An 11,163-nucleotide genomic window follows, 5' to 3' on the forward strand; every position below is an offset into this window, starting at 1 on the left:
AGCTATGGCCCACGCGACAACCCGAGCCTTCGCCGATGAGCGTCGTGCCGCCATCATGGAGATGCTCGAGCATAACGCCTCGGTGCAGGTGGCAGAAATTGCCCAAACCTTTGGCGTGTCCTCTGTCACCGCTCGCGCCGACCTGGACGCACTCGCCGAGTCTGGCAAGCTGCGCCGCACGCATGGCGGCGCCGTATCGCTCCACAAGCGTCTGACTGTTTCCACGCAGGATCGCCGCATCAATGTCAACGTCGCCGCCAAGCAGGCCATCGCGCAAAGCGCCATCGAGCTCGTCAATGACGGCGACACGCTGCTCGTCGACTCGGGCACCACGGCGCTCGAATTCGTCCGGCTCCTCGATCAACGCAACGGCATCACCGTTATCACGGCCGACATTACCATCGCCGATTATATCGACGAGAGCATGCCCTCGGTCGATGTCGTCATGCTGGGCGGGGCGCTGCGCAAAGGCCATCGTTATCTGTACGGACCGCTCACCATGCAGGCGCTCCAAATGGTCCATGCCGATCTGGCCGTCATGTGCCCCGGCGCTTTTGTCTCCAGCTGCGGCTTTACGACCGACTTTCCGCAGATGGCCGAGACCAAAACGGCTATGATCGTCGCGGCCCATCAAAGCGTCGCCCTCATGGACGCCAGCAAGGTTAACGGACGCGGCATGTACCGCTTTGCCGAGCTGACCGATGTCGACGCCATCGTGATGGACCGAGACCCCGAAGGCGCCGTCGCCACCTCAATCGCCAAGACCGCCGACGGCGCACGTCCAGCCCTCATCATCGCCGCCAACTAAATAAAAACCACCACAAAGGTGCCTGTCCCCTTTGTGGTGGTTGTGATGGTTGAGCGTCAAAAGTGAACGTGTCGCTACTTGGACAGCTCGTCGGCGAGGGCCTCGATCTGAGCGCGCGAGGCGTCGTTGAGCGAGCCCAGCACGGTCACCTTGTTCTGCGCCAGGGCGATGTCCTTCATGCCCTCGAGCTCCTTGGTCATAACCTTGGCAGCCGCGGGTGCCCAAGAGCCGGCCTCGACGAGCGCCACCGTACGGTTCTGGTAGGCGTGCTCGGCGAGCGTATGGATGAAGGTGCTCATGCACGGGAAGATCTCGCCCTGATAGGTGATGGAGGCGAGCACCAGACGGTCGTAGCGGAACGCATCCTCAACGGCCTCGGCCATGTCGTCACGAGCCAGGTCAAAGACGGAGACCTTCTGGCCGCGAGCCTCAAGCGCAGATGCGAGCTCCTCGACGGCAGCCTTCAGATGCCCGTACACGCTCGCATAGGCAATCGTGATACCCTCGTCCTCGGGCTGATAGCTCGACCAGGTGTTATAGGTGTCGAGGTAGTAGCCCAGGTTCTCAGTCAGCACGGGGCCGTGGAGCGGGCAGATAATCTGGATGTCCAGGTCGGCGGCCTTCTTGAGGACGGCCTGCACGAACTTGCCGAACTTACCGACGATGCCAAAGTAGTAACGGCGCGCTTCGCAAGCCCAGCCCTCGGGATCCTCGATGTCGTTGGCGCCAAACTTGCCAAAACCGTCGGCACTAAAGAGCACCTTGTCGGTGGACTCGTAGGAGAAGAGCACCTCGGGCCAGTGAACATTGGGGGCACCGACAAAGGTTAGGCTGTGGCCGCCCAGGTCGAGCACGTCGCCATCTTTGACGACCATCTTGCGCTCGGGGAAGTCGGTGCCAAAGTAGTTGACCATCATACGGAAGGCGCCCATGCTGGCAACAATCTGCGCCTGAGGATAGCGCTCCATAAAGGCGGCGATGCCGGCGGAGTGATCGGGCTCCATGTGATGGACAACCAGGTAGTCGGGCGTGCGGCCATCGAGCACGGCCTCGAGGTTGCCGAGCCACTCGTCAACAAAACCGCCGTCGACTGAATCGGCGACAGCGATCTTTTCGCCCAAGATAACGTAGCTGTTGTATGCCATACCGTTCTCGGACACATCGTACTGGCCCTCGAACAGGTCAATGTCGTGATCGTTGACGCCAATGTAGCGGATATCCTTGGTGATCTCCATCAGGCAAAGCCTCCTAGATAGACAAAAGAGCCCGTCTATCATAGCACTCGTCTTCATAGCCACGGCTATCTGCCAGCATCCTTATCGATTGTTATTGAGGCGGAATATATCGCCATTGACCTGCAAAAACTATGTGCGCGGAGCTGCCGTGGTATGTCGAACGATAAGCTGGCCGGGAATACGAATGGCAACGGTTTTGTCCGTTGCCCCCGCCTTGGGAACCGCGTGCTCGAACACCTCGCGTCCACGCTGATGCAAATCGAATCGAACGGTCGTGAGCTCGTTGTGTGCCACAAAATCATCGAGCGAATCGTCGACGCCCACCACGCTCACGTCCTCGGGCACGCGCAGACCGCTATCGCGCAGCGCTGCAATCGCGCCATTTGCCATCTGGTCGTTTGCCGCGTAAATCGCCGTCATGGTGCGATCGTGCTCGGCCAGGTACCTGCCGGCCTCGTAGCCGCTGTTGGCAGACCAGTCGCCCTCGAGCGGCTCTGCCGGCTCGATGTGTTTACGCTCGAGTGCATCCTGCCAACCGGCGCGACGAAATTGCTCGTCGACCGAGAATGACGGGCCGCCAATATAGCGAATCTGCTCGTGCCCTAGCTCAAACAGGTGATCCATAAGCAATAGCGAGCAGCCGTAATGGTCGGAATCGACCGTGGTCACGCGCGGATGTGCGTACATGGTAACGATGACCGTGCCGATACCCGGCAACGGATCAAACGTCTCAAAATCGGGCGCCATACGACTCATGCCGATGATGATGCCGTCCACCGGCAATGCGGCCATACGACGCGTGGCCTCGGCAAGCGAAAACTCCTCGGTCTTGGACATCTCGACCAGCGTGATAGCGCAATTATGCTCGCGAGCAGCACTGGCGATGCCGTCGATCATTGAGAGGTTGCCAAACTTGGTGACATCGTTGACGCACAGGCCGACCGAATGGTAACGGCCGTCGCGCAGCGAGCGACCGGCATAGCTCGGACGGAAACCGAGCTCCTGCATGGCCGCCTGCACGCGCTTACGCGTCTGCTCGTTCACGTTGGGCAATCCGTTGGCAACGCGCGAAACCGTCTGCTGCGAAACACCGGCAACGCGGGCAACGTCGGCCATGGAAACCGGACGCGAACTAATATCGTTGGACGGGCGCCTTGCCACAGGATCACCTTCACCCTTGCGAGATCTGAATAGCGTGTATGCCGGCCCGGGCAGAAATACATCCCACGCCGAGGCCCGCTATCGTCGGACGCATGTTAACGTACTCTACTTTTTCGACCTGCATCTCTTCTGCTTTATAAGTCCATACGACAGTACCGTTCACGGCTGTATTTCTACCGATTACCAGATTCTCAAAAAGTGACAAGCGTTATGTTATGAGTACGTTAACATAGCCCGTAACGTGCGGTATCGTGAACACTTGGTTCATGCCGCTTCAAGTTGTTAACGTACTCATAACGACGCAAAACTCATCCGTGCGCACCAAAGAAAGGACCCCCATGACCACCCCCGACGAAAAGACACTCGCCACGCTCACCAAGCTGTTTGAGGAGGAGTTTGGCCCCATCGGCGATCGCCAGGTGCTCTATGTGCACGCGCCCGGCCGTTCCGAGATCAGTGGCAACCACACCGACCACGAGGGCGGCCACGTTATCGCCGGCTCGCTCGATGTCGCTGTCGACGGCATTGCCGTGGCGACCGACACCAACAAGGTTCGCGTTGCCGACGAGGGCTATCCCACGTTTGAGATCACGCTCGACACGCTGGATATTCAAGAGTCCGAGAAGGGCACGTCCGCGAGCCTCGTACGCGGCATGGCCCACGAAATCGCTGCCCTGGGTGTTGAGCCCCAGGGCTTTGACTTCGCCTTCACCTGCTCCGTCCCCTCGGGCGGCGGCCTTTCGAGCTCCGCTGCCGTCGAGGCGGCATACGGTCGCGCCATGGAGACGCTCTGGGGCGCACCCGCCATCGAGCCCGTCGCGCTCGCCCAGATGAGCCAGCGCACCGAGAACAACTACTATGGCAAGCCCTGCGGTCTGATGGACCAGGCCGCTGTGTGCCTGGGCGGCCTTGCCTACATGGACTTTGAGGACCAGGCTCAGCCTAAAACCCAGAAGCTCGAACTCAACTTTGAGGATCACGGCTATGCGCTCGTGCTCGTTAAGGTTGGTGCCGACCACGTGGCCGCCACCGACGATTACGCTGCCGTTCCGCGCGAGATGCAAGACGTCGCCGCCGAGTTTGGCAAGGCACGCCTATGCGAGGTAAACGTGGCCGACTTTGACGCCAAACTCCCCGAGCTGCGCGCCAAGCTGGGCGACCGTGCCTGCCTGCGCGCCGTTCACTACTGGTACGAGAACGGCCTGGTCGACAAGCGCTGGGCAGCTCTGAACGCCGGCGACATTGACCAGTTCCTGGTCCTGACGCGCGAGTCCGGCGCCAGCTCCGCCATGTACCTGCAGAATGTTGTTGCCAAACTGGGTTCCGAGCAACCCTCCATGTATGCCCTGGCGCTGGCCGAGCACGTGCTCGACGGCCGCGGCGCCGTCCGTATCCACGGCGGCGGCTTTGGTGGCACCATCCAGGCCTTTGTGCCACTCGATCTGGTCGACACCTTTATCACCAAGATGAACAGCTGGCTGGGCGAGGGCTCTGCCCGCCACTACGCAATTTCTGACAAGGGGGCTTACGCGACATGGCTGTAATGACCGACGTGCGCGAGGCTGCGCAGGGCCTTATCGAATATGCCATCCACCGATCGATGATCGGACAGGACGATCGCATCTGGGCCTACAACACCATTCTGGAGTGCATCGGCGCCACGGGCCCCGCGCTCGACATGACCTGGGCGTTGCAGAACGAGAAGCTCTCGCTCTTGCACCCCGATACGCTCCCCGATTTTGACCTGGAGGGCACGCTTGCCGCGCTTTCCGAGGCCGCCGTCGCCAACGGTGCCGCCGAGGACACGGCATCGGGCCGCGACCGCATCGCCATGCGCATCATGGGCGTGCTGATGCCGAGGCCCTCGATTGTAAACGAGGAGTTCAACGGCCGCATGGGCGTCGACGAGCCCCGCGCCGCGACCGACTGGTTCTACGGCCTATGCTGTGACGCCGGCTACGTGCGCCGCGCCGCCATCGCGCGCAACATCAAATGGAGCACCCCCACCAACTGGGGCGACCTCGAGATTACCATCAACCTGTCAAAGCCCGAAAAGGACCCGCGCGATATTGCCGCGGCCGGCGCCGTCAAAAACACGGGCGAGAAGTATCCCGCCTGCCAGCTCTGCATCGAAAACGAGGGCTATCCCGGACGCTCCGCTGCAGCCGACGGCGGCGCCCATCCCGCCCGCCAGAATCTGCGCGTTATCCCTATTAAGCTCGACGGCGAGCGCTGGGGCTTCCAGTACAGCCCGTACGCGTACTTTAACGAGCACTGCATTGCCATGAGCTCCGAGCATCGTCCGATGCACGTCGACCGCAAGGGCCTGACCTGCCTGCTCGACTTTGTCGACCTGTTCCCGCATTACTTCATCGGCTCCAACGCCGACCTGCCCATCGTGGGCGGCTCGATCTTGTCGCACGACCACTTCCAGGGTGGCGCGCACGAGTTCCCCATGATGCATGCCGCCGAGGTCTCGCAGTTTAGCGTGCCCGGCTTTGACCAGGTCAGCGGCACCGTGTTGCAGTGGCCGCTTTCGGTGCTGCGACTGCGCTCGCACGGCCGCGCCCAGTTGCTCGACGCCGCCGAAAAGATTATCCTCGCCTGGCGCGAGTGGACCGACGAGTCCGTGGGCGTTATCGCACACACGGCCGACGGCGTGGCCCACAACACCGTGACGCCCGTCATTCGCCGCGTGGACTCCCGCGGCAACGCCGGCGGCGAGATTTACGAAGCCTACCTGGCGCTTCGCTGCAACATCACGACCGACGAGCATCCGCTGGGCGTTTTCCACCCGCATGCCGAGTATCACCACATTAAGAAGGAGAACATCGGCCTGATCGAGGTCATGGGCCTGGCCATTTTGCCGCCACGCTTGGTCCCCGAGCTCGGTGCTGTCCGCGAGCACTTGCTGGCAGCCAAGGCAGATGCCAGCTACGACCTTGCTGGCGCGCTCGAGGGCGACGACCTTTGCCGCAGCCACGCCGCATGGGCCGAAGATGTTTTTGCCCGACGCGCCGACGAGCTTACGGCGGATAACGCCATCGATATCCTGCACGAAGAGGTCGGCGTGGTGTTTGGCCACGTACTCGACAACGCCGGCGTCTTTAAGTGGGACGAAGCAGGACGCGCCGCCCAACAGCGCTTTATCGACTCACTGTAGAGCACAGACCCGGTCGCTCAACGGCAGCCCGCACAGCATAGACACCCACACGACAGCGGCGCCCGCCGGCAACATCGCCGACGGGCGCCGTTTTTGAGTGTAGTCATTGGGGTCATTCTTAAGGGGCGTTCTTAAACGACTAGTCATTAAAGAGCGTCCCCAATGACTACTTGCGACCAAGGCAACGCCGGTGTCTTGGCAACGACAGCGAAAACGCCCCTAAGCGAGCAAGGTGACGTGAAAGAGGAGGGCATTGACCTTTTGGTCATGCCCGACGATTGAACGTCAGATTGCCGCTTAGGGGCGTTTGCAGCGTCGCGCCGTTACGCGGTTTGGTAAAACCGCGTAACCCTACAGTTCAGTCACGACAACGTTGTTGAAGATCTCGTCCCAGCGGTCCATGACCAGGTGGCCGGTCTTGGGATCCATGGCGTTGAGCTTACCGCAGGTATTGGCGGTCTTGAGCACCGTGACGTCGTCGGCACCAGCAGCAATGGCATGCGCAAAACCGGCGATGGTCGAGTCGCCGGAACCCGTTGCGTTCACAGCCGCAATCGCGGGCGTCTTGGCGCGGAACGCGCGACCCTCATGGAAGCCCACCGAACCGGCAGCGCCCATCGAAACGACAACCCAGGGAATACCGGCAAAGCGGCCATCGGCGGCAAGCGCCTCGCGCAGGGCATCGACATCATCGGTCGTAAAGGACGTACCCAGCAGGCCGTTAATCTCGGTCAGGTTGGGTTTTACGAGCTCAGGCTTAGCGTCGGACTCCAGCGCGGCCTCCAGCGATGCACCCGAGGTGTCGAGCAGCACCTTGGCGCCCGCCTCCTCGGCGATCTTGACGAGCTCGGCATAGTAGCCGGCATCGACGCCACGCGGCAGCGAGCCCGAAAGCGTCACAACGTCCGCCTTCGCCGCGAGCTCGGCGAACTTGGCCGTAAAGGCCTCGAGCTCGGCCGGGGCGATCTGCGGGCCGCTCTCCAGCAGCTCGGTCTGATTACCCTCGTGCAGAATATTCAGGCAAATGCGCGTCTCACCGGCGATGGGCACAAAGTCGTTCTTGACGCCGTCGGCATCCATAAGCTCGGCCATATAGGCACCCATGTGGCCGCCAAGCAGACCAGTCGCGAGCACGTCGTCTCCCAGTTGCAGCAGCACACGGCTCACGTTGAGGCCCTTGCCGCCAGCGGTCTTTTCGGGCGTGACGCGGTTAACGTCGTCAATGACCAGCTTGTCGAGCTGATAGCGCGTATCAATCGACGGGTTCATGGTAACGGTCAGAATCATATTGAACTCCTGTTCCGGGGCGGCATGACCCACCCCAAACATACGATAGCTCGTTAAAGGATCTCGATCTCAAAGCCGCGGGTGACGGTCTCCCCCGGCTTGGCAACCAGGCAGCCACGCTTGTGCTCCAGAATATCGTCCTCGTCGGAGCAGGTAGACAGGCCGCCCCACGGTTCCACGGCCACAAAGTCGCCCTCGGGCTTGCTCCACACAATCAGGTACGGCATATCCTGGAACGTCAGGCGCACGCCCTTGTCCTCGGTTTTCTTGGTCAGCGTAACCACGCGGCTCTCGAGCACGTCAAAGATGGTCTCTGCGAAGTCAAAGAGTTCGTGGGTCAGCGGCAGGTCATGGCCAACCATCGGGTTCTTGCTGCGATGCTCAACATCAATCAGGCCCGTCGAGGGAACGGCAGTACAGAGCTCGGCGGCCTCGCGCTGCTCAAAACGGAGCTCGTAGTCGTCGTAGGACTCGCCCTCGTCAAGCGGGCACTTAAAGCCAGGGTGACCGCCCACAAAGAACGGCATGTCCTCGGTGCCCTCATTGGTCACCTCGTACGACACGGCCACCTTCTCCGCATCGATCGTGTAACGAGCAACGATCTTAAACGGATACGGGTACTGCTCAAGCAACTCGGCATGGTCGGCAGAGCTTAGGCTCAGCGCAACCATGTTGTCGCTCTGCTCCTCGAGCTTCCACTCCTGCTTGCGACCAAAGCCGTGGCGGGCGAGCTTGACCTCGCGGCCGCCCATGGTCATTGCGCGACCGTCACGAAGGCCGCCGCAGATCGGGAAACAAATGGGTGCCTGGCCCGACCACACCGCCGGGTCGCCCTGCCACAGGTACTCACGGCCGTTGGCCGTAATAGAAGTGAACGACCCGCCCGCCGTGCTCAGTGCCACGCGGATAGAACCGTTATCAAGAACAAACTCCATAGGAGCCTTCCCTTTCTTACGACAGCCCGCCAAGTCAGTGGGGCTGATAGCAAACCGGCCCGCGCCCCATCACAGAAACGCGAGCCGTCAACGGACTAGTTAATTACGCCGGATACCCGCTAATCGTGGTATTCGCCGCGGTCCCACTTCTCGAGGAACTCGTCAAAGAAGTGCGGGTCAGCCTGAGCCTCGGCGTCGGCCTTGTTGCAGGCATCGATCTTGGCGATCAGGGCATCGTGCTCGGGGGTCTTCTCGTAGGGCTCCTCCAGGAAGGCAAGCATGATGTCGGCCATCAGGAACTCGCCGGTAATCTTGCCGCCAAAGCCCACGATGTTGGCGTTGAGCTCGCGACGGGCATACAGGGCAGAGGTCATATCGCGGACCAGGGCGCAGCGGGCGCCGGGAACCTTGTTGACGGCGTTGGTGATGCCGATGCCGGTGCCGCACAGGGCCACGCCAAAATCGGCCTTGCCGCTGGCGACAGCCTCGCCCACGGCCTTACCGTAGATGGGATAGTGCGTACGGGTGTGGCTGTAGGTGCCGCAGTCGAGCACCTTGTAGCCAGCCTGCTCCAGGCGGTCGGCCAGATAGATCTTCTCGTCCGTAACGATATGGTCGCAACCGATTGCGATGGTCTTCTTCATCAGAACGTCCTTTCGTCTGAATTCACAAGTTGAGGTAGAAGTTCGAGTTCTCGGTGGCTCTCGTTAGGCCATCTTGTTGAGCATGTCGACACGGATCTGGTGACGGCCGCCGGCGTACTGGGCGCGCAGGAACTCGCGGGCGATCTTCTTGGCGACCTCGGTGCCCACAACGCCCGGGCCCATGGTGACCATGCGCGAGCCGTTGTGCTCGCGGGTCATGTAGGCGGAACGCTCGTCGGAAATGTTGGCGACGACCATGCCCTTGATCTTGACGGCGGCCATATAGGAGCCGACGCCGTACTTATCGAATGCGAAGCCCTGGGAATCCTTGTGCTCCAGCAGGTCCTTGGCAACGGCGGCCGCGGAATCGACAAAGTCCGCGGCAGGGGTCTCGGAATAGTCGACGACCTCGTGACCGTCGGCGATGAGCATCTCCTTGATGGACTCCTTCATCGACATACCGTCGGCATCGGAAGCGATTACAACCCTCATGACATCCTCCTTGAGAGATACGCAGGTGCGTAGTTTCTGTTTGGAAGTGTTGAATCGCGTTCAGGTCCGGGCATCTGAATGTGCGGTTCTTCACTGTTCATGTTTATTTGAACACATTCGAACAGCGACTGCAACAACTATTTGTTTATCTTTGTTCTTTTTTGAACAAATACCGTTCACAGATGATTGCTGACCGTTTGGACTGGGCACGGACGTAGCGACCATGTGTTCAACAAACAAAAGGGCGGCCGAGAACGTGTCTCGTCCGCCCTTCTCACGGTTGATCTTCCAAAGATCGCTTTGCCGCCTACTCAGACTGCCCGCTCTTCTTGGCATGTCTGGACGGAGCGCTCAGAAAGCGGCCCGTCAAATAGTTCGCCGGGCCAGAGATATCAATCCCCAGCAGCACGTGTCCTAGCCATAGGAACGCCACGAGCACCAGTAGAGGAATCACACACGAGGTCACGATCATCACGATGACGCCTTCGATGAGGTCGGTCACCTGTTGCACAATCTCGTCGGTCATCTGCTTGGCACCACTGGTTACCGACGTGACCAGGCTTGAGGCACCGTCGGCAAGCTGCTCAAGCACGTTCTTGGACTCTGTGGACTCGGTCTTTTTCTTGCTTGCTTTGGAGCTATCACTATTTGCCGTACCCGCAGCGTCGGCCGCCTTTTGCTCGGCCGCTTCGATGCTCACTCGATACGTTTCGTCGACCTTTTGCGACACCCATACGCTTGCAGGCACCAACGCCATGCCGATCGTGGCGACCACCAGCACGCGAGTCGCCACGCGGCGCAGGACGGCGCTCGTGCTCCAGCGCCCGTGAATGCCGAGCGACACCGCAAGGAGCACCAGCGCAAACGGGATCAGGATGCCCAGGCCAACCGACCACAAAATGGTCAGCAGGTATTTCTCGAGGTAGAGCACGGCAAGCACGATGCCCAAGTTACCCGAAAGCTGCGCGAGCTGCTCGGCAACCGGCGTTCCCGTATCGCCCGGCAGCGCAGTGATACCCGCAGATAGGGCGACGCACGAGGTCGTGAGCGCCAAAACATTGCCCTTCTTTTGATCGATGACCTCGATGGTGGAGTCCCAAGTCTTGGTATCGGCGAAATGCGGACGAGCTACAAAGCCCGACAGCAGCGCCAGTACCACGAGCGCAACGATAAAGCCAATCTGCAGCTTTTTGTTTGCGCACACGACATCGGACAGACTGGGCTGCAGCTCGGTTACCGTCGTGTGCTCGGTTATCTGGACAGGACGCCCATGAGCCATCTCGTGCGCGTCTCTTTTTTGTATTGACCCGTTATCCGGCATTTGGATACCTCCTCAGTCCGGGGCTTAATGCGAAAGGAAGTATACCCACCGAGCAAAAAACGAACGGGAAGACGAACAGAGCGCACCAAGACTGTCCCCAATGACTATCTCCGGATG

General features: G+C 60.6%; 10 protein-coding genes. 3 read left to right on the plus strand and 7 right to left on the minus strand.

Going from position 1 to position 11,163, the window contains the following annotated elements:
- Nucleotides 1-4 precede the first annotated feature (4 nt).
- Entirely contained in the window at nt 5-808 is an 804-nt protein-coding gene (locus PMW67_RS07610; RefSeq protein ID WP_271739352.1) for a DeoR/GlpR family DNA-binding transcription regulator, read from the plus strand.
- Nucleotides 809-882: 74 nt separating this feature from the next.
- On the opposite strand, the gene PMW67_RS07615 is transcribed toward PMW67_RS07610, so the two are convergent.
- The gene (locus PMW67_RS07615) at nt 883-2,043 is read right to left on the minus strand and encodes an FprA family A-type flavoprotein (RefSeq protein ID WP_271739353.1); all 1,161 of its coding nucleotides are present in this window, start codon (nt 2,041-2,043) and stop codon (nt 883-885) included.
- Nucleotides 2,044-2,172: 129 nt separating this feature from the next.
- A complete protein-coding gene (locus PMW67_RS07620) occupies nt 2,173-3,159 on the minus strand; it encodes a LacI family DNA-binding transcriptional regulator (protein ID WP_271739361.1) in 987 nt (328 codons plus the stop codon).
- A gap of 383 nt (nt 3,160-3,542) precedes the next feature.
- Between PMW67_RS07620 and PMW67_RS07625 the strand changes: the two genes are divergently transcribed.
- Entirely contained in the window at nt 3,543-4,748 is a 1,206-nt protein-coding gene (locus PMW67_RS07625; RefSeq protein ID WP_271739354.1) for a galactokinase, read from the plus strand.
- Nucleotides 4,748-6,367 (plus strand): UDP-glucose--hexose-1-phosphate uridylyltransferase, encoded by a 1,620-nt coding sequence (locus tag PMW67_RS07630; RefSeq protein WP_271739363.1) that lies wholly within the window; start codon nt 4,748-4,750, stop codon nt 6,365-6,367. Before PMW67_RS07625 ends, PMW67_RS07630 begins: the two co-directional genes overlap by 1 nt.
- 351 nt (nt 6,368-6,718) lie before the next feature.
- Here PMW67_RS07630 and PMW67_RS07635 read toward each other — a convergent pair whose 3' ends face one another.
- The 5 genes from PMW67_RS07635 to PMW67_RS07655 form a co-directional block, all read right to left on the minus strand.
- Complete coding sequence (locus PMW67_RS07635) at nt 6,719-7,654, minus strand: hexose kinase (RefSeq protein WP_271739356.1); 936 nt, start codon at nt 7,652-7,654, stop codon at nt 6,719-6,721.
- 53 nt (nt 7,655-7,707) lie between these two features.
- On the minus strand, nt 7,708-8,589 hold the full coding sequence (locus PMW67_RS07640) for an aldose 1-epimerase family protein (protein WP_271739357.1): 882 nt from the start codon (nt 8,587-8,589) through the stop codon (nt 7,708-7,710).
- Nucleotides 8,590-8,708: 119 nt separating this feature from the next.
- On the minus strand, nt 8,709-9,233 hold the full coding sequence (gene lacB / locus PMW67_RS07645; RefSeq protein ID WP_006234831.1) for a galactose-6-phosphate isomerase subunit LacB: 525 nt from the start codon (nt 9,231-9,233) through the stop codon (nt 8,709-8,711).
- A 63-nt stretch (nt 9,234-9,296) separates the two neighbouring features.
- Nucleotides 9,297-9,725 carry a galactose-6-phosphate isomerase subunit LacA gene (gene lacA, locus PMW67_RS07650; RefSeq protein ID WP_271739358.1) on the minus strand — a complete coding sequence of 143 codons (429 nt, stop codon included), beginning with the start codon at nt 9,723-9,725 and terminating at the stop codon, nt 9,297-9,299.
- Nucleotides 9,726-10,032: 307 nt separating this feature from the next.
- Complete coding sequence (locus PMW67_RS07655; RefSeq protein ID WP_271739359.1) at nt 10,033-11,004, minus strand: hypothetical protein; 972 nt, start codon at nt 11,002-11,004, stop codon at nt 10,033-10,035.
- Nucleotides 11,005-11,163 lie beyond the last annotated feature (159 nt).

The organism is Collinsella aerofaciens, assembly GCF_028209395.1.
Classification (GTDB): Bacteria; Actinomycetota; Coriobacteriia; order Coriobacteriales; family Coriobacteriaceae; genus Collinsella; species Collinsella aerofaciens_AZ.

Excerpts from the sequence above, each read along its gene's own strand:
- PMW67_RS07640 (WP_271739357.1), bottom strand. The coding sequence starts at position 8,589 with ATGGAGTTTGTTCTTGATAACGGTTCTATCCGCGTGGCACTGAGCACG.
- PMW67_RS07625 (WP_271739354.1), top strand. The coding sequence starts at position 3,543 with ATGACCACCCCCGACGAAAAGACACTCGCCACGCTCACCAAGCTGTTT.
- lacA (WP_271739358.1), bottom strand. The coding sequence starts at position 9,725 with ATGAGGGTTGTAATCGCTTCCGATGCCGACGGTATGTCGATGAAGGAG.
- PMW67_RS07630 (WP_271739363.1), top strand. The coding sequence starts at position 4,748 with ATGACCGACGTGCGCGAGGCTGCGCAGGGCCTTATCGAATATGCCATC.
- PMW67_RS07610 (WP_271739352.1), top strand. The coding sequence starts at position 5 with ATGGCCCACGCGACAACCCGAGCCTTCGCCGATGAGCGTCGTGCCGCC.
- PMW67_RS07655 (WP_271739359.1), bottom strand. The coding sequence starts at position 11,004 with ATGGCTCATGGGCGTCCTGTCCAGATAACCGAGCACACGACGGTAACC.
- PMW67_RS07635 (WP_271739356.1), bottom strand. The coding sequence starts at position 7,654 with ATGATTCTGACCGTTACCATGAACCCGTCGATTGATACGCGCTATCAG.
- PMW67_RS07615 (WP_271739353.1), bottom strand. The coding sequence starts at position 2,043 with ATGGAGATCACCAAGGATATCCGCTACATTGGCGTCAACGATCACGAC.
- PMW67_RS07620 (WP_271739361.1), bottom strand. The coding sequence starts at position 3,159 with ATGGCCGACGTTGCCCGCGTTGCCGGTGTTTCGCAGCAGACGGTTTCG.
- lacB (WP_006234831.1), bottom strand. The coding sequence starts at position 9,233 with ATGAAGAAGACCATCGCAATCGGTTGCGACCATATCGTTACGGACGAG.